Genomic DNA, 17,641 nt, shown 5'->3' with positions numbered 1-17,641 from the left:
AGCGCATTGCACAAAAGGATAAAAGCGATCGTTCGCATGATTAAAACTCATGCTTGATTGATTCTGGTAGGGTTTGGCCATTGCGCTGTCGGAGTCATCAAATGTCTCGTCGTCTTCCCCCGCTTTATGCCCTGCGGGCATTCGAGGCCGCGTCCCGTCACCACTCCTTCACCCGCGCGGCGCAGGAGTTGTCGATTACCCAGAGTGCGGTCAGCCGGCATATCCGTACCCTCGAAGAGCATTTCGCCTGCCGGCTTTTCCAGCGCAGCGGCCGTACCTTGCAACTCACGGAGGCGGCGCGCTTGTTGCTGCCTGGCGTGCGCGAAGGCTTCGCCGCGCTGGAGCGCGCCTGTCATACCCTGAACGCCGAAGATGACATCTTGCGCATGAAGGCACCGTCCACCCTGACCATGCGCTGGCTGTTGGCGCGGTTAAGCCGCTTTCGGGCCCTGCAGCCGGGCAATGAAGTGCAGCTCACCAGCGCGTGGATGAACATCGATGAAGTGGACTTCAATCAGGAACCGTTCGATTGCGCAGTGTTGCTCAGTAACGGGCACTTTCCGGCGGACTGGGAGGCCAGCCACCTGTTCGCCGAAATGCTGATTCCGGTGGGCGCGCCCAATCTGTTGGATGACGGACCTTGGGACGTGCAGCGGCTGGCAACGGCCGAACTGCTGCACCCGACACCGGACCGGCGTGACTGGCGTTACTGGCTGGAGCGTATGGGACTCACATTGCGGGTCTCGCTCAAGGGGGGGCAGGTGTTCGACACGCTGGAGTTGGGCATGATCGCTGCCGCGCGCGGTTATGGCGTGTCCATGGGAGACCTTTTGATGGTGGCCGAGGACGTCGCCCAGAAACGCTTGAGCCTGCCATGGCCAACGGCCGTCGCCAGCGGGGAAAGTTATTACCTGGTGTGGCCGAAAACCCGCCCCGGGGGTGAGCGCTTGCGGCGCCTGGCGGAGTTTCTGCAGGGCGAGGTGCAGGCGATGGTTTTGCCCGCTGTGACACGGCTCGAATGAAAGGGTAGGCACTCTCTGGTGCAATCGTTTGCGTGATACCCCTGTGAATCGCTCAAGTATTGTAAAAGCGCGCCGAAGTAGGTGTGTTGGAATCCTCGTGAACCAACGTTTCCCACTAGATAATTCGCCGAGCAGCGCTAAGAGATCAGGATGATCCTGGCCTCGGCTCAGGAGCTGTCATGTCTCAACCTCGCGCTCGGATCGCTTCGCAGTTAGGCCTTGCATTGGCCGTAATTCTGGCTGTCGTCATCAGCGGCAGTACCGTCTTCGCTCTACGCTCCCTCGATACCGCCAACCTCGCGACCCGCGAGGAACACCTGGCCAGCGAGGCGCGTTTGCTCGCCGACCAGCTCAATACCTTCCACAGCACCTTGCGCGAGAGCACTCAGCGTTTGAGCGGGCTGTTTGAAAAGCGCTTCGGTGCAGGTTTGAGCGTGCGTGCGGACCAGCCTGTTGCCGTGGCCGGTGTGCAAACCCCAAGCCTGTACCTGGGCAGCGAGTTGCTGAACAACAACTTCGGTGAAGTGGACGAGTTCAAGGACATGTCCGGCGGCGTGGCCACGGTGTTCGTGCGCAGCGGTGATGACTTCATTCGCATCAGCACGTCCTTGACCAAGCAGGATGGCAACCGCGCCATCGGCACCGTGCTGGATCGCCAGGGCCCGGCCTACCAGCGCGTGTTCAACGGGCAGGCCTATATCGGCCGGGCAGTGTTGTTCGATCGCTCCTATATGACCCAGTACAGCCCGGTGCGTGACGCCAGCGGAAAAGTCATCGCAGTGTTGTTCATCGGCTTCGACTACACCGACGAACAAAAAGCCCAGTTCGACAACCTCAAGCGCTTTCGTATCGGCCAGACCGGCTCCTTGTCGCTGCTGGATGAACAGAAGCATTGGCTGGTGCCGCCGGCCGGCGTGCAAGCCTTGGATCAAGCGGTCCCTGTGATGCTCGACTTGGCGAAGAAACCCGGTGAAGGCCGCTTCTGGAGCGACAAGAACGAAGATTTCTACAGCGTGTCGGTCCCCTTCGAGGGCGGCCCTTGGGCGGTCGTGGCAAGTATGCCCAAGGCCGAGATTCGTGCCGTGACGTGGGACGTGGGCATGCGCCTGGTCATTGGCAGCGTGCTGGCCATGCTGTTGGCTGTGGGGGCCACGGTATGGCTGTTGCGCAGCAAGCTTGCGCCATTGAGTGACCTGGTGCGTCAGGCTGAAGCGCTCGGCGCAGGTGATCTGAGTGCGCGCCTGAATGTCTCCAGCCATGACGAAATCGGCCAGTTGGCGCGCAGCTTCAACCAGATGGGAGAGGCACTGTCGACCATGGTTTCGCACATCCGCAAGGCGGCTGAAGAGGTCAACAGCCGTGCACAGGCGCTGTCCGGTTTGTCTGGCGGCGCTTATGAGGGCATGGAGCAGCAGTCCGGCGAGATCACCAGCATGGCCGGCGCGGTGGAAGAATTCAGCGCCACCTCGCTGAATATCGCCGACAACATGGGCAACACCGAGCGTCTGGCCCAGGAAAATGCCCAGCAGACCCGCATCGGGCGTGCCTCGATGGAAGAAGCCTCGTCGTCCCTGGAACATATCGCCACCGCGCTGAACAGCACCGCTACGGTGATCAACACCTTGGGTCAGCGCTCCCAGGAAATCGGCGGTATTGTCGGCGTGATTACCTCGATTGCCGAACAGACCAACCTGCTCGCGCTCAATGCCGCCATCGAAGCGGCCCGCGCCGGTGAGCAAGGTCGCGGCTTTGCCGTGGTCGCAGACGAAGTGCGCAACCTGGCCTCGCGCACCCGCCAGGCCACCGATGAAATTTCCGGAATGATCCAGAGCATCCAGCAGGAAACCGGCAATGCCATCAGTACCATGGAGCACGGCAACGTGCTGATGCAGGAAGGCCTGTCGCGCAACGCGGATGTGGCCTCGGCCCTGGCGCGCATCGACGAACAGAGCCGCTCGGCCGGTCAGCAGTTCGCCGCTATCACCACCGCCACTCAGGAGCAGAGCAGCACTGCGACGTTGCTCAGCAGTAATTTGCAGAGCATCGCACTGGCTAACAGTGAGCAGCGTGAAGTGGTGTCGAACCTGGCGATCACCGCCAAAGAGCTGGAAACCCTGGCGGCGGGCTTGCGGCATGAGGTGGATCGCTTCCGCTGAGCCACTCAAGAGCTCGCTGCCGGGCGGTATTGCAAGGCCTCTTGCAAATGGTGGCGAGCGATGGCGTCTTGTTGTTCCAGGTCCGCCAACGTACGCGCCACCTTGAGCAAGCGATGGGCTGCGCGCAACGACAGCGTCAGCCGCTCGCAGGCGTTCTCCAGCCAGCCTTCGTCGACCTTCGCCAGCGTGCAGTACTCGCGCAGCCCCGGCAGGTCGAGGAAGGCGTTGGCACAGCCCTGGCGTCGTTGCTGGCGTTCCCGTGCGTCGGCCACCAAGGCGGCCGTTTTCGCGGTGGTGTCCTCGGTCTGCTGTGCCGGGCTCAGCGCCGTGGCTTCCCGCGCCACCGTCAGGTGCAGGTCGATCCGGTCCAGCAACGGCCCCGAGAGCTTGTTGCGATAGCGCTGTATCTGTTCCGGCGTACACCGGCAACGGCCGCTGGGTTCGCCCATATAACCGCACGGGCAGGGGTTCATCGCCGCGACCAGTTGAAAGCGCGCCGGGAAGCTCACCCGGTCACGGGCGCGGGAAATCACGATATGCCCTGATTCGAGTGGCTCACGCAGGACCTCCAGGACCTTGCGGTCAAATTCCGGTAGTTCGTCGAGGAACAACACGCCGTGGTGGGCCAGGGTGATTTCCCCCGGTTGCGGCTTCGATCCGCCGCCGACCAGCGCAGGGCCCGACGCGGAGTGATGCGGCTGGCGAAACGGCCGGTGCGGCCAATGGCTCAACGGTGCCAGGCTGACCACCGATTGAATCGCCGCGACTTCCAGCGCTTCCTGTTCACTGAGCGGTGGCAGCAACCCCGGCAGGCGGCTGGCGAGGAGTGTCTTGCCGGTGCCGGGCGGGCCGCTGAACAGGATTTAGATTACCATTGGACCCATTAGACCTTTTACAGGAAAAGAGTCCCAAAATGCCCAAAATCTGGCCATATATTCGTTTTAGTAGCGAAGAACAAAAAAGAGGTGACAGCTTACGCCGTCAGAAGGAGCTGATAGCTCGGTTTGCAGCTCGACCTGAGATAGTCGCTGAGGGCGCTCAGATAGACGAGAGCCTGAATCTAAATGACCTCGGTGTTTCGGGATATACAGGAAAAAACCTGCTAAAAGGTCGTTTTAAAGCATTTTTAGACGCGGTAGATAGTGAAGTAGTCAAGGCGGGAGACTATCTTGCTGTAGAGGCATTAAATCGCATTACACGCTTAAACCCTCTTGAAAGTCTTCCAATCATACTAAGACTTGTTCAAGAAAAGGACGTGCGAATCGCCATAACTTCTAGCTCTCAAATTTATCGGAGAGGCGACGATATTAGCGCGCTCTATATCGCTATTGGGGAGTTACAGCGCGGCTACAAAGAGTCTCAAGAAAAAGGTATGAGGGTAAAAGAAGCTTGGAATAGTAAAAAAAGACGTGCAGCAGATTTTGGAGAGATCGCAACATCTAGAGTCCCATTGTGGTTGTCAGTTGACTCTATCAAGTTAGGGAGTGGTGACATCAAGAGGGTGATAAAGGAAATAGATGCCCGTGTGGCTGTGGTCAAAGAAATATTCCGTCTGTCAGATAGCAATATTGGAGCAGTTGCTACAGCCCGAATTTTAACAGAGCGGGGTGTGCCGACATTCACAAGAGAACACGCCAGAAAAAATAGTAACTATGGCGACTTTTGGCAAGTGACGTATGTTAGAAAGATACTTTCAAATAGAGCTGTCCTAGGGAATTACCAACCTATGCAGTGGTTGGAAGTTGGCGGGAAGCGTACCAGAGTAAATCATGGCCGCGAGATAGAAGGTTATTTTCCTCAGATAATCACACGAGAACTTTTTGATCGTGTTCAGATAAAGAAGGATGCTCGGAAGATTGAGGGGCAGGGAAACAAAGGGTTGAGATTTAGTAATCTCTTCACAAAAATAGCCTTCTGCTCTGCATGTGGGGCTGTTGCTCATCACGTTAACAAGGGGAAAGACACAAAAAAAGGGGGCAGATATCTAGTTTGTTACAGAGCTAAGTACGGTTCCTGCTCGTATAAATCATGGAAGTATGAAAAAGTTGAAGCTATGATTCTCAGCTATCTTGCAGAAGCAGATATCAAAAGCATAATGCGTGATGAGGACAAAGTCGAGCTACTCGTAAATGAGCGGTATAAAATTGAAAGTGAACAAGTAGCCATTGGCGAAATGCTCGATAATTTCAAACGTGACTTTAAAGAACTGAAGGGGCGAGTTTCTAATGTTGAAAGGGAACTAGCAATCGAAAATGAAGCAAGGCTTGCGGATATTAAGTCTCAGTTGCATGCTTTGGACGCTCGTATTCTAGAGGCTATCGAGCAGCAAAAGGCGGATTTGAAAAATGAGGTCAGGGCTCTGCAAGAGTTGGATGGTGTGGCTGATGAAAATAAGGTGTTCGAAATAAGGTCTAAGATAAATGCAAGGCTGAAACTAATAGTCGAAAGCATAATTTTAAACTTTGATTTGCAGGTTGCTGAAGTGAGATTCAAGAGCGGCATTGTAAGGCATGTTCATGAGCGCGGAGTTTTTGCAAATATATTACCGCCAGCGACACCTGAGCAAAGTGCGGAAGACATGAGGGAGATTGAAGAGTGGGCTAGTTTGAGCAATGAAGAGAAAAAAGCTAAATGGGCCAATGACGATTTTAAAATCGTTCCCTTGAAGATATAGGGCTGTCCAAATTTGGTATCAGTTGAGACTGTGCGAGATCTTGAAAAGATTAAAACATATGATAGGATTAAATTAGGTAGATTAAAAATGTGAATTTTTATCAACCCGTTGATGAAATTCTCACACTTTCCTGCGGAAAGACGCTTCGCTTGAGAGTATTTCACGGGTTCCTGCCGGAACGGCAGAAGCAAAAGAAAGATAACAAACCATGAGGACTTAATGAATGATATAAAAAATACTACTATGCTATGGAAACGAATGAATTACTCTGCCCAGCGAGGCAAAGTAAAAAATACTCCCGGCCTATCTCAGTTGAAAAGCTCACTTGACCATAGCTTACGCTTAGTCATGAAGAAGGAACTTGAATTTAATTTAGACTTGTCTGACCGGAACTTCATTCTTCAAAATAACAAGATGGTTAGGCTTGACAGTTTGACGCTTGCCGCTAGGCAAGCAATTGTCGATGAGATAATGAAATCGGTTCAGAATGATATAGAAACCTACCAAGATGTGTCAAAGCTCAAAGACGACCGCTCCAAATATGCCTACAAGCTCAAAAAGCTGTTAATCAAGGAGGATGAGCCGGAAGCAATCAAAACACTTATAAAACGCATTCTGGAAGACCAGAACGGTGCGTTATTACCTTCTCTGATTGATGAAGTCGATTCTATAGGTGTTAGGCGCGCAAACGACAAGAAAAATGCAATAGGTCGGTATATAGAACTACACAACAAGATCGTTGCGGCAGACAATAACTCACTGCACAAAAGCAAAACTGTGGTTCAGGAATGTTTTTTTAAATTCCCAGCCAGAAACAATATCGGCGAAGTAAAGCCTGTTGATTACCTTCGTATAATTTACGACTTTCACAAGAAATACTTGTCAGATTACGAGATAAAAGCTTGCGTTTTTCATGGTGATGAAGTGTCTAGTTTAGAGCAGATCAATAATGGTGTGCATCCTCATATATTCATATCAGGTAAGAATTCGAAGACTGGTCAATATGATCTAGTGCAGGCCCAGCTTGATTTAGTAAATAGATACCTTAAAGGCAAAGGTGAGCCTGCCAGAGCGAACAATTCATTCAGAGCATCACAGACAATAGGTGAGTCTTATCAGCGGCTTGTTTATGAGTACGTAAATAAAAGACTAACCAATTTTGGCTATGGAATAGAAGCATCTGTACATGAGAAGACAGACGCTCATAAGAAAAAGCTTGAGGCAATAGCAAAAGATGCTCACAAGGCAAAAATAATGAGGGACTTCAATCTATTGAGTATGTCAAAGAGCGAGTTGGCAAAAGCGGAGCAGCAAAAGAATGTTCTAACAACACAACGAGATCAACTTCGTAAAGATATAGCCTCTGATGATAGACTAAGGTTGAGACTTGTGAGAAAGAACAAACGGCTAGCAGAAGAAACCAACCTGATTATTTTAAACAACTTAGCACTTGAGAAAGAGTCCAATGATGCCAAAGCCGCCATTGAGGATTTAAATAATCAGAAACTTATACTGGAGAGCCAAAATAACTCTCTACTAGAAAATATTCAAACGAATGGAAAGGCTCTAGCTGACCAAGTTTGGGCGGTAGAAAAATCTATTGCTCTACTGGCTCATACAGCTAGTGAGCAGCTAGATATGAAGCGCGTATTTGCAGAGTTCAAGAGTGAAAATTTTAGAATGCTCTGTTCCCTATCTCCGAGTGACAGGGTTTATTATATGTATAACATGCGTGAGCGTTTAGAACGGGAGCATCTTGATATTTCGAGCGACAAAATACACACTAAAACCGATAGGTTTAAGCTACATATTTTGGACGCTTGCAATAGCCTGAAGAAACTAGTACCCAAAAGAAAAGCCAAAGCAAGGTTTCCAGAAATTTAATTTTTTGCGCTTAGGTATAAGAAAATTAGATGAAGATATATAAGTATAGAATGTAGAAAAGCCCGCTTTTCAAAAGTGGGCATATATAGTTTAAAGTTAACGGTTGGCTTTTTTTCTTGAGAATTCTGATTCTGCATTGGCTCTCTTCATGAACTCATCCTTAGAGGATTTACTTATTTTATACGTGCCATGACCTGTATATCCTACAGGGTAGTAAAGCTCAGCGTTATCACCCGCCCCAATGACCTTGACGCAAATAGCTTTGTCTGGCAGGTTCGTTACAGTAAAACCCGTTGTATATTTAAAATTATCGCAAACTTTTTCCAGCACTTCAGACCTCGCTGGAATTGCCCTTTGCATTGCATAAGTGAAATACTCTTTATTGCCATATAGCTCCTTTTTCTTCTCAATAATGAACCAGCATTTCTTGTTTATGTTTTCCTTTTCGCAGCCATCGTAGACCCAAAAGCCTGCAAATCGACCAAAATCAAGATTTACATCAGCTTGTGTTACTTCAGCTTTGGCTCCGGCAGAAAAAATAACAAAACTAATTGCTATCCACTTCATTATATTTTTCATGTTTCTTCTCTTGATGGTACGACGCGGTTTTTAGAAGTTTCCATCCTTTAACATCGTCTTAGATTTTTCATCGCTTCTTCTCATGAACTCCTCCTTGGATGACTTGATAATTTTGTATGTGCCGTGTCCAGTGTATCCGATAGGATAATAAAGCTCTGCTTGATCACCTGCGCCAATGACCTTAATGCAAATGGCTTTATCTGGTAGGTTAGTAACGGTAAACCCTGTAGTATATTTAAAGTCGCCGCATATTTTTTCTAACACTTCAGCCTTTGCAGGAATGGCTTTTTGCATTGCAAAGGAAAAATATTCCTTATTGCCGTAAAGCTCTTTTTTCTTTTCAATAATGAACCAGCATTTGCCGCTGATATCTTTTTTTTCACAGCCTTCGTACACCCAAAAACCCGCAAACCTGCCGAAATCTAGATTGATATCAGCTTGCGTCGTTTCAGCTTCTGCTACGGTAGCGAACAATAAGCTGCTCAGAATCATGGAGCTGGTCATCGCTTTCATCAGGCCCGCCTTTTAAATGATCGAATCTGGATTAATATTCTTTTTTGAATGGTTGGGGTGTCGGCGATTATTTGAGTCTCATATAAAGGACTAATAGAAGAATCGCTATAGTGCTCACCAAGAACAATATCTTTCGGAACGTCTTTGGTATCCGCTGTACAAGTATCTCAAGTAATAGAATAGGGATGAATAGAAAAGCAACCCCTATAAACCGCCACCATTGATAGTTATAGCCTAGCACGCACAATGCTAAGAGCCAGATCGTACCTAGCGTGTAAGTGATAAACGATATATCGTTCTCATCTAACAGGTCGGCAGCGTTCCACGGGTTAGAAATTTTTCCGTACCGCTTTTTTCGTTCAGCTAATCGCAGGTTTGCAGCAAATGCCTCTGCATATGTATCGTGCAAATAACCGTCGTTACTTATATATTTTCCATTGACCACGGGAGGAATATTTGACACTGGAGATTATCTCTATCGTTGATCCAGTTGCCGCACTGTAGGCGGGCTATCCGCTGCCGGGTTGCGTTAACACGCCACCCACGCGAGAGAATAACCAATACCTGCGCCTGCGGTATTTGGCTGCGAGGGAAGCTCGATCCCTTTGATGATTTACTATACTAAAAATGTCTATAGATGAGCAATAGCTATACGAAAGATGATCTTCTTGACGTGGCCCTAAGGTGCAAGTATCTGATTTTTATCAGGCTTTGCTATGACTCAAACAGCCGTAAAGGCGCTTGGAAAGCGTATCAAAGCTCTTCGCTTGGATAGGAAGCAGACTCAGGCCGGTCTCGCAGAGGCCCTAGGTTGCGAACCTATGACCGTTAGCCGTTATGAGCGGGGAAGCTATGCACCTAGCATTGAAGCACTAGAGCAAATCGCAGAGGCACTAGGGTGTACGGTGGAGGCATTTTTCGCTTCGCCTCCTTCACCTGCTGTAATGCAAGGACACGACGATCTTCGTCATGCGCTCTGCGATATCGCATATCACACCTCTGATGCAGCGGTCCTCAAAGAAATTTTAGAGAGTGCTCGCACAATTTTGTCACGTAGTAGTTAACCCCTCTATTCGCTTGCTCCGATACTATCTGAGAGTTTTTTTTGATCAATTCCCCACTGGCCGGAACTCTTCCGTCTGGCTTTTTCACACATTTCGCACAGTAAAATTTGACATGTCCGATTTATGTGCAATATTTATAAGAAATAAGGTCTAAGTTGATTACTTGGATTTGCAAAGATGTAGGTTTTCTTTGCTGGTGACGTATCTGGTTGTGACTAGTTGGTACGAAACTTATTAAAAAAAGCTGACAAACGGGGGTTCTTTCTTACTCAGCGACTCGCAGGCCACGTGAAAACGTGTTGGACAGAGTGAAAGACAGTAGCAAATCATACTGTAAGTGTCCAAAGTTATAGCGTAGATTTAACGACTATGACGATAGCAAATGCTATCCAAGGCCTACCCTAGAGCTTGAGTAAATTTTTTTTTGCTTGAGGTCTAGGGTAGGCAAACTATGGATAGCATCCCTCTGGGAGCTGACGCAGTCAGCTTTGTAGAAAGCTTTTAAAAGCAGTTATTCACTATAAAATATAGTATATAACTAAGATGAAAAAACTCTCTGGTCAAAACTTTTCTGCAATATATCCTGTCTCCTCACATTTTGTGCTTTTTTACGTGCGCAGACCGAAAGATGTTGTGGAATTATATGTAATCTGAATCTTTGGTTATCGTTTCATATGAGTTCAATACGAGTATTGACCCTATACTAGCCAGTTCTAAAGTGTTTTTCTTTTCGGTAATACGAAAGTGAGTCTAAAGAAAAATCCTGCCTATATGGGCCAAAATAGCACCGATAACAGATATCTTGCCTAGTGCCTCTAACGGACTTGGTTTTTGTAGATTGATAAAAAGTGACAATCTGCTCGTTTTGGTCTAGCTTTGTAACAGCTTAGGTGCTCTGTCTTGTTTTTTTAGCCGTTTAATTTGGGGGTGATATGAGTAATCAGGCCTTGGACTTGCTTATCGAATGTGAGCTACTCAAATCGAATGGTAATGTCATAGATATTTCAAAGGTTAGTAGTGAAGAGCTTAGTAGGCGATTTTCGCACTATGTTAATGCTAGGCAACATGCACTTAACTCTGAAATTGATAAGTATTCACCGGGCTCTAAACTGAGCGCCCAATTTAGTACTTGGTCTTCAAAGTTCTCAAAGGGAAATACTTTATCATCGTTGCTGGTATACGATAAAGTTGTTTTGAATGATCCATTAGTTTCTTCCGCAGATCATATAAGCATCGAAAAACTATCCCAAGGCCTAGAGTTTTTCAGTTGGCTTCATCCTTTAATTAGAAATGATCTGGTTTCTGTATATCCCATTGATTTTTATGATAAGCCGAGTAATAGCGTTCCTCTGTGGAGTTCTGAGGACGCATTTAGATCATCAATTAGTCCCGAAATTCATGATTTCGCTCACAGTCATGCGATTCTTAAGTCTGTAATACCAGATGATCGCGGAGGAATGTTAATCCTTAAGGAGAATGCACATGTTAAGCGGCGGACGGCATTGCATGTGGGTTTCAAGGATGACGTCTTGTATTCAGGCGTTGGGCTGTTTCTCCACCAAACTATGGAAAATGTTCGAAAAGGTGAAGGTAATACACTGTTATATGACCAAACGTGGGATCAAAACGCAGTGTTAGCCGAAGAAAAGTTTCAGCGCTGGGCTTATCAAGCAACAAACCAAGCTATCATAGCTAGATTGAAGGCAATATATAATCAGACTACGTTAGCCCATAGCCTAGGCCACACTTATATCACTGAGTCTAGTTTTGAATCGACTTTACTTTCTTTGTCCAACTCTAAAAGTGCAGAGGTCATTTCTCCCTGTGTAAGATTTTTCAATGTTAATGAGCAGTTTGTTAGCATCGAATCACCCAACACAATAATAGAACTTCGAGACAAATATTCGCACGCTTTTGATAGGTTCAACGGATCGTTGATCTCAGTCAGTCAGGAATTGAACGGGGTAAGCCCTGAACAGTTTGATCGCAAATGCAAAGCTCTTTTCCACAGTGAGGTTATGCCTCAGGTTGATCAGGTTCGCAGTGCGATAGGGCAGATCAGTTCGGGGTTAGCTAAGGGAACATTAGCTTCATTTTGTGGGATAGGACTTGCGATAAGCACTGGCTCTGTCGCGCCACTTATGACTTCGTTGCTCCTGTCGGCCGCCGCCGGAGCCGTGGAGGCTATTCCTGCTGTACGCGAATATCAACTTATGAGAACTCGGCCTGCATACGTATGGCATCGACTTATAAGGTAGTGGTTAGAATATTAATCTTTCTTGTCGATGCCTAGTAATGGGTTGGCATTTTGGTTGTGGTCAAAAGCTACGGGCGTGTAGTTAGTAATGTACGGCATAATGTTTTGGCAATTTGAAATGAAATGGTTTGCCATGCCCGCGTTTTGAGTCAAAGAGTGCATTTGCATGCCGAACCAGTTGTTGTTGTAATTTTGGTGCGTGGCTGCGCTGTTATTGTTGGCATTTATATTGAAGTTCGTATTATTTGTATGCTCGGTCGACTGTCGGCGTGCTTCAATTTCAGCGAGCTTAATGCTTTTTTCTGTATTCTCTTTCTGAAGTTCTATGTCGCACTTCACCTTCAGAGCGATCAGATCTGCATGCTTAATGATAAGCTCAATGTTATCAGGATGCTTTAAGATAGCTGTTTCAAGAAACTCAATACGTTTGATAAATTCTTCGTCGCTCATGGTGGTCCTCGCCTCGGCATGCCCCGGTTACCTGAAATAGATCATAGCAAGATGAAAAAATTCCAAGCGAAAAGTTATAAAAGTCTTTGCTTATTCGAAATGTTGTCGTATGCGCCATCTATTTTGTAGCTGTTTATAATCTCCGTATAGTTCGAAGGAGATTTCAAAGCCTCTTCAAGTAAACCTTTTTTTGATAGAGATACGTACAGCGCTGCTGAATATGCTTGGCAGTTAATAGAGCGCTCGTGATTGAATTCGATATCCGTAAAGCATTCATGTTGAAGTATACTGCTCGCAATAGTCTCGTTGTTGCTAAGGGCGTTTATATATAGCCAGTCATAAAATAGCGTCTTCGGTTCAAGAGGCCAGATTTTTTGATAAAACCTAAATTCGCTAAGACGGCCGCTAGTTTTTAAGCGCTCGTCTTTTTTGGCTTCTCTGGACGTTTTATCCAAGATGTCAACAAATGGGCCGCCATGTTCGAAAACTTTACTTGCTTGAAATGCACATTCGACACTAAACTTTCTATTATACTTTTTTGTTTCAATCATTAAATTGAATGCACTAGCATTTACACCTTCCTCAGTGAGCGACTTGGAGGATATTTCTAGGATATTGTCAATATTGAGTGTTTTTGAGATATTTTGGTGCAAAGAAGTGATGCTTCTTTGCTTTTGTGCAACTGAAAACCCCGGAAACCAGTCAAAAGTTATAAAGGTGGTTTTGACGAGATATTCGGAATTCGTCACTGGTATAAATACGGGTCTTTCAGCCATAGTCACCTCTGATAGAAATACTGTGCTCGAATTTTCCATGGAAACTGAGGAAAAGCTCCAGCCATTGCCTGTAGTGCAACCAAATCTTTGATCTTGTTTTTAGAAGTAAAGTTCAAATCAGTAATGTAGTTTGGCGGTATTATACCAGAAACCATGACTTCCGCCTGCACGTCAGTAGTGTCGTAACTATTCAGTTGTAATTGTTGCCTCATCTCCTCGCCCGCGAATAATTTTTCGAGCGCTACGGCACCTCGTAACTCGTTATCAGGTGTATCTTTTATGTATCTCGTAGCAGCGTTTGTCTCAGTGAATAAGCAATCGAGTTCCCATAGAATGTTTGGGCTTAACCTAATTACAGCCCAATCATCTGCCGGATAGTTCAACCTCATAGGGTAAAACATTTTGTAATTTGGAGAAGTAATAGACAGACAAGTCCTGTCTTCACGATCATCAAATCGATGGTCGTCATTATGTAAAAACTGAATGTGGTTGTTTCGCAGTGTGGAACGTGGAATTATCCCGTTCGTAAGAATGCTAGTTAGATTAGATACTCGGGTAAAATGAATTAAGTGTTCTATTTTACGCCTTTGAGCCACTTGCTGAACCATAAAACTTTCCTTGTTGTATAAGTGTGTCCAAGTTTCGACCAGCTTCGGAAACGAGCTTCCTCGGTCTCAACCTAATCCCGGCGAAAAGGAATGTCCATAGGCCACTACTATAGTCTTAGGAAAAATGGGTCCAATGCTACCTTTAAAGAAGCAGGTTATGCGCGCCTGCCGCCGCGATCAGCAAGGCTCGCTTGGCAGCCATTTGGCCCTGGACTTCGCTGAGGTCCGGGTAAGGTTTGTTCAGATACAGCAAGCCATCCGACCGGTAGGGCTCGATCGGCACATGCCCATTCAAATGCGCCACCACCTGTAGCAAGTGATCCACTGCAATCACCGTCAACCCTGACGCCAGGCACGCCTCCTCAGCGTTTGCCCTGGGCACTATCAAGGTGCGTCCGGCTTTGCGCGCCGCCAAAGCGGCCGGCAACACGCCTTTCACCGCACGTACTTCGCCGGACAGCGCCAACTCTCCCAGGCACTCAACCTCATCGAGCATCAACGCCGGCACCTGCACGCTGGCCGCCAGGATCCCCAGGGCAATCGCCAGATCAAAACGCCCGCCGTCCTTGGGCAGGTCGGCGGGCGCGAGGTTGAGCGTGATACGCCGCGCCGGGTATTGCAGGGCCGAGTTGAGAATGGCGCTGCGTACGCGGTCCTTGCTTTCCTTTACCGCAGTTTCCGGCAAACCCACCAGCGTAAGTGACGGCAACCCATTGGCCATGTGCACTTCGACAGTGACGGCGGGGGCTTCGACGCCGACCTGGGCGCGGCTGTGGACGATGGCGAGGGACATGCTCGATCCTTGAATAGGAGGCCGCTTCCTGCGGGTTCTTCAAGGGTAGACGAGGTGGGAATAAGGATGGCGGGGAGGTTTTACAGAACGTATCCAGGCCACGAAGTGAGGAAGGGGGCAAGCCCTGATGCTAAGGCTTTTTGTAGGAGCGAGCTTGCTCGCGAAAAACGTCAACGATAACGCGTGCTTCCTGAATGAACGCGGTGCCTATGAGTTTTTCGCGAGCAAGCTCGCTCCTACAGAGGGCGGCATCAGGGCTTGCTCCCTCTCACACTCATCGGGTTTATTCGGCCGATGGGGGCGTCAGCCGCGCTTCCAGTTCCGCCACCTTCGCTTCCAGGCTCTCCAGCCGTGCACGGGTGCGGGCCAATACCACCATCTGGCTGTCGAATTCTTCACGGCTGACCAGATCGAGCTTGCTGAAGCCACTTTGCAGCAATGCCTTGAACTGGCTTTCGATTTCGTTGCGGGGCAGCGGGGTGTCGCCGCTGAACAGGCGAGAGGCGTGGCCGCTCAGGGCGTCGAGGAAGTCTTTGGGCGCGAGCATGGGAAATATTCCGGAAAACAGTTGGCCGGCAGTGTATCACGCAGCGTCTATAGTCATTTCACGCCCCTGACGCGCACGCTTTTCGCGCATGGGGATGGGCGGTCGCGCACTGTTTTGATGCGCGTTGCCGCTGCCGAAACGCCCCGCGGGTGGGCATAAGGGGACAACGGACTGATTTCAGTGATTTTTACGGAGCTGGCAAGGTTTCTGCTTAGACGATCATGACCCATGCACTGATGCAGTCGCTGTGACGAATGCAGTGCGCCGACGGATCAGGGGTACAGGTTTCGTCACCAGTGGTTCGCTGGCGTCGCCACGGTAATACGCAGGCGACGATGCGTTACAAAGCCAGGCACTGCGCTTAGACTTGAGACGGGTTTGTTTTCCTGGGGCAAGTCCACCAATTCGGGAGAGAGTTTTCATGAAGCTAGTCACTGCCATCATCAAGCCGTTCAAGTTGGACGACGTACGCGAGTCACTGTCCGAGATCGGCGTGCAGGGCATTACCGTTACTGAGGTCAAGGGCTTCGGTCGGCAGAAGGGTCATACCGAGCTGTATCGCGGCGCGGAATACGTGGTCGATTTCCTGCCGAAGGTGAAGATTGATGTCGCCATTGACGACAAGGATCTTGACCGGGTTATCGAGGCGATAACCAAGGCCGCCAACACCGGCAAGATCGGTGACGGCAAGATCTTCGTGGTCAATCTGGAACAGGCTATCCGCATCCGTACCGGCGAAACCGATACCGACGCAATCTAAGCCGCCAAACCCCAACGCCCCAGGAGAAAAACACTATGACTCTGCGTAAATTCGCAGGGCTCGGAGCCCTGTTGTCCATCGTAATGCCAAGCCTTGCACTGGCGGCGGACGAAGTGGCGGCTCCAGTCCTCAATTCCGGCGATACTGCCTGGATGCTGACCGCCACCGCACTGGTGCTGTTCATGACCATTCCTGGCCTGGCGCTGTTCTACGGCGGTATGGTCCGCTCCAAAAATATCCTGTCGGTGATGATGCAGTGCTTCGCCATCACTGGCCTGATCAGCATCCTGTGGGTTGTCTACGGCTACAGCATTGCGTTCGATACCACCGGTATGGAACAGGGCGTCGTCAACTTCAACTCCTTCTTCGGCGGCATGGGCAAGGCATTCCTGGCGGGCGTCACTCCGGCCAGCATCACCGGGCCTGCGGCGCTGTTCCCGGAAGCGGTGTTCATCACCTTCCAGATGACCTTTGCCATCATCACTCCGGCGCTGATCGTCGGTGCATTCGCCGAGCGCATGAAGTTTTCCGCGATGCTGATCTTCATGGCCATCTGGTTCACCCTGGTCTATGCGCCGATTGCGCACATGGTCTGGAGCGGCAACGGCGGCCTGATGTGGGACTGGGGCGTGCTGGATTTCGCCGGTGGCACCGTGGTGCACATCAACGCCGGTGTGGCTGGCCTGGTGGCGTGCATCGTGCTCGGCAAGCGCAAAGGCTTCCCGACCACCCCGATGGCGCCGCACAACCTGGGTTACACCCTGATCGGCGCGGCCATGCTGTGGATCGGCTGGTTCGGCTTCAACGCCGGTTCCGCTGCCGCAGCCAACGGCACGGCCGGTATGGCAATGCTGGTCACCCAGATCGCCACCGCTGCCGCTGCGCTGGGATGGATGTTCGCCGAGTGGATCACCCACGGTAAGCCCAGCGCACTGGGTATCGCCTCGGGCGTGGTGGCCGGCCTGGTCGCAATCACTCCAGCTGCCGGCACCGTGGGCCCGATGGGGGCTCTGGTCATCGGCCTGGCAGCGGGTGTGGTGTGCTTCTTCTGCGCCACTACTCTCAAACGCAAGCTGGGATACGACGATTCCCTGGACGCCTTCGGCGTGCACGGTATCGGCGGTATCCTCGGCGCGATCCTGACCGGCGTGTTCGCGGCTCCATCGATGGGTGGCTTCAATGCCGCTACCACCGACATCGCTGCACAGGTCTGGATCCAGTGCAAAGGGGTCGGCTTCACCGTGATCTACACGGCGATTGTCACCTACGTCATTCTCAAGGTACTGGACATGGTCATGGGCCTGCGCGTCACTGAAGAGGAAGAGGCGGTCGGCCTCGACCTGGCGCAACACAACGAGCGCGGTTACAACTTGTAAATACACGAAAAAAAGATGCCCGGCTTGCCGGGCATTTTTTTGCCTGGCGTTTGTCTTTGACTATAAGTTGCATGGGTTTTCCATCGACTTTGTGGTGCGATCCACACGGCACTTTCATGGGTGCGAATGTCTTACAGGCATGTGGGCGTATTCGGCACTTTGTTTTTTTCCAGAGCGCGCTA

Annotated in this window: 14 protein-coding genes and 2 pseudogenes; 8 read left to right on the top strand and 8 right to left on the bottom strand. The window is 49.7% G+C overall.

Annotated elements, in window-relative coordinates:
* The first annotated feature begins 101 nt into the window (after positions 1-101).
* On the top strand, positions 102-1,022 hold the full coding sequence (locus tag BOP93_RS26290) for a LysR substrate-binding domain-containing protein (RefSeq protein WP_104505121.1): 921 nt from the start codon (positions 102-104) through the stop codon (positions 1,020-1,022).
* Between the two features lie 179 nt (positions 1,023-1,201).
* Positions 1,202-3,178 (top strand): methyl-accepting chemotaxis protein, encoded by a 1,977-nt coding sequence (locus BOP93_RS26285; RefSeq protein WP_104505120.1) that lies wholly within the window; start codon positions 1,202-1,204, stop codon positions 3,176-3,178.
* Positions 3,179-3,183: 5 nt separating this feature from the next.
* Here the strand turns inward: BOP93_RS26285 and BOP93_RS26280 are convergent.
* Positions 3,184-4,041 (bottom strand): annotated as a pseudogene (locus BOP93_RS26280) (YifB family Mg chelatase-like AAA ATPase); the annotation flags it as partial.
* Positions 4,042-4,091: 50 nt separating this feature from the next.
* Here BOP93_RS26280 and BOP93_RS26275 point away from each other — a divergent pair.
* Positions 4,092-5,852: a recombinase family protein gene (locus tag BOP93_RS26275; RefSeq protein ID WP_104505119.1), complete on the top strand. Its 1,761-nt coding sequence runs from the start codon at positions 4,092-4,094 to the stop codon at positions 5,850-5,852.
* Between the two features lie 219 nt (positions 5,853-6,071).
* Positions 6,072-7,736 carry a hypothetical protein gene (locus BOP93_RS26270; RefSeq protein ID WP_104505118.1) on the top strand — a complete coding sequence of 555 codons (1,665 nt, stop codon included), beginning with the start codon at positions 6,072-6,074 and terminating at the stop codon, positions 7,734-7,736.
* A 96-nt stretch (positions 7,737-7,832) separates the two neighbouring features.
* On the opposite strand, the gene BOP93_RS26265 is transcribed toward BOP93_RS26270, so the two are convergent.
* Positions 7,833-8,315 (bottom strand): hypothetical protein, encoded by a 483-nt coding sequence (locus BOP93_RS26265; protein WP_104505117.1) that lies wholly within the window; start codon positions 8,313-8,315, stop codon positions 7,833-7,835.
* 30 nt (positions 8,316-8,345) lie between these two features.
* Positions 8,346-8,828 carry a hypothetical protein gene (locus tag BOP93_RS26260; RefSeq protein ID WP_104505116.1) on the bottom strand — a complete coding sequence of 161 codons (483 nt, stop codon included), beginning with the start codon at positions 8,826-8,828 and terminating at the stop codon, positions 8,346-8,348.
* A gap of 716 nt (positions 8,829-9,544) precedes the next feature.
* On the opposite strand from BOP93_RS26260, the gene BOP93_RS28360 reads away from it, so the two are divergent.
* Entirely contained in the window at positions 9,545-9,892 is a 348-nt protein-coding gene (locus tag BOP93_RS28360; RefSeq protein WP_104505114.1) for a helix-turn-helix domain-containing protein, read from the top strand.
* A gap of 932 nt (positions 9,893-10,824) precedes the next feature.
* Complete coding sequence (locus BOP93_RS27525) at positions 10,825-12,150, top strand: hypothetical protein (protein WP_157943542.1); 1,326 nt, start codon at positions 10,825-10,827, stop codon at positions 12,148-12,150.
* Positions 12,151-12,161: 11 nt separating this feature from the next.
* Here BOP93_RS27525 and BOP93_RS26245 read toward each other — a convergent pair whose 3' ends face one another.
* The 5 genes and pseudogenes from BOP93_RS26245 to BOP93_RS26225 all read right to left on the bottom strand — a co-directional run bounded on the left by BOP93_RS26245 (position 12,162) and on the right by BOP93_RS26225 (position 15,323).
* Positions 12,162-12,599 (bottom strand): hypothetical protein, encoded by a 438-nt coding sequence (locus BOP93_RS26245; protein WP_104505113.1) that lies wholly within the window; start codon positions 12,597-12,599, stop codon positions 12,162-12,164.
* A 74-nt stretch (positions 12,600-12,673) separates the two neighbouring features.
* Positions 12,674-13,375, bottom strand: a complete 702-nt coding sequence (locus tag BOP93_RS26240; RefSeq protein WP_054081199.1) for a DarT1-associated NADAR antitoxin family protein — start codon at positions 13,373-13,375, stop codon at positions 12,674-12,676.
* A gap of 2 nt (positions 13,376-13,377) precedes the next feature.
* The gene (locus BOP93_RS26235; RefSeq protein ID WP_104505112.1) at positions 13,378-13,983 is read right to left on the bottom strand and encodes a DarT ssDNA thymidine ADP-ribosyltransferase family protein; all 606 of its coding nucleotides are present in this window, start codon (positions 13,981-13,983) and stop codon (positions 13,378-13,380) included.
* Between the two features lie 145 nt (positions 13,984-14,128).
* A pseudogene (locus BOP93_RS26230) lies at positions 14,129-14,776 on the bottom strand (magnesium chelatase domain-containing protein); the annotation flags it as partial.
* Positions 14,777-15,059: 283 nt separating this feature from the next.
* Entirely contained in the window at positions 15,060-15,323 is a 264-nt protein-coding gene (locus BOP93_RS26225; protein WP_003195432.1) for an accessory factor UbiK family protein, read from the bottom strand.
* Positions 15,324-15,744: 421 nt separating this feature from the next.
* On the opposite strand from BOP93_RS26225, the gene glnK reads away from it, so the two are divergent.
* Together glnK and BOP93_RS26215 are read left to right on the top strand one after the other, a co-directional pair.
* The gene (gene glnK, locus BOP93_RS26220; protein WP_002555808.1) at positions 15,745-16,083 is read left to right on the top strand and encodes a P-II family nitrogen regulator; all 339 of its coding nucleotides are present in this window, start codon (positions 15,745-15,747) and stop codon (positions 16,081-16,083) included.
* A gap of 35 nt (positions 16,084-16,118) precedes the next feature.
* A complete protein-coding gene (locus tag BOP93_RS26215) occupies positions 16,119-17,459 on the top strand; it encodes an ammonium transporter (RefSeq protein ID WP_104505111.1) in 1,341 nt (446 codons plus the stop codon).
* Positions 17,460-17,641 lie beyond the last annotated feature (182 nt).

It is taken from the genome of Pseudomonas orientalis, from assembly GCF_002934065.1.
In the GTDB taxonomy this organism is placed as follows: Bacteria; Pseudomonadota; Gammaproteobacteria; order Pseudomonadales; family Pseudomonadaceae; genus Aquipseudomonas; species Aquipseudomonas orientalis_A.
This window is presented reverse-complemented; position numbering and strand designations above follow the sequence as displayed.

What these genes read in the sequence shown, in the direction of transcription:
- BOP93_RS26290 (WP_104505121.1), top strand. Translation starts at nt 102, where the DNA reads ATGTCTCGTCGTCTTCCCCCGCTTTATGCCCTGCGGGCATTCGAGGCC.
- BOP93_RS26285 (WP_104505120.1), top strand. Translation starts at nt 1,202, where the DNA reads ATGTCTCAACCTCGCGCTCGGATCGCTTCGCAGTTAGGCCTTGCATTG.
- BOP93_RS26275 (WP_104505119.1), top strand. Translation starts at nt 4,092, where the DNA reads ATGCCCAAAATCTGGCCATATATTCGTTTTAGTAGCGAAGAACAAAAA.
- BOP93_RS26270 (WP_104505118.1), top strand. Translation starts at nt 6,072, where the DNA reads ATGAATGATATAAAAAATACTACTATGCTATGGAAACGAATGAATTAC.
- BOP93_RS26265 (WP_104505117.1), bottom strand. Translation starts at nt 8,315, where the DNA reads ATGAAAAATATAATGAAGTGGATAGCAATTAGTTTTGTTATTTTTTCT.
- BOP93_RS26260 (WP_104505116.1), bottom strand. Translation starts at nt 8,828, where the DNA reads ATGAAAGCGATGACCAGCTCCATGATTCTGAGCAGCTTATTGTTCGCT.
- BOP93_RS28360 (WP_104505114.1), top strand. Translation starts at nt 9,545, where the DNA reads ATGACTCAAACAGCCGTAAAGGCGCTTGGAAAGCGTATCAAAGCTCTT.
- BOP93_RS27525 (WP_157943542.1), top strand. Translation starts at nt 10,825, where the DNA reads ATGAGTAATCAGGCCTTGGACTTGCTTATCGAATGTGAGCTACTCAAA.
- BOP93_RS26245 (WP_104505113.1), bottom strand. Translation starts at nt 12,599, where the DNA reads ATGAGCGACGAAGAATTTATCAAACGTATTGAGTTTCTTGAAACAGCT.
- BOP93_RS26240 (WP_054081199.1), bottom strand. Translation starts at nt 13,375, where the DNA reads ATGGCTGAAAGACCCGTATTTATACCAGTGACGAATTCCGAATATCTC.
- BOP93_RS26235 (WP_104505112.1), bottom strand. Translation starts at nt 13,983, where the DNA reads ATGGTTCAGCAAGTGGCTCAAAGGCGTAAAATAGAACACTTAATTCAT.
- BOP93_RS26225 (WP_003195432.1), bottom strand. Translation starts at nt 15,323, where the DNA reads ATGCTCGCGCCCAAAGACTTCCTCGACGCCCTGAGCGGCCACGCCTCT.
- glnK (WP_002555808.1), top strand. Translation starts at nt 15,745, where the DNA reads ATGAAGCTAGTCACTGCCATCATCAAGCCGTTCAAGTTGGACGACGTA.
- BOP93_RS26215 (WP_104505111.1), top strand. Translation starts at nt 16,119, where the DNA reads ATGACTCTGCGTAAATTCGCAGGGCTCGGAGCCCTGTTGTCCATCGTA.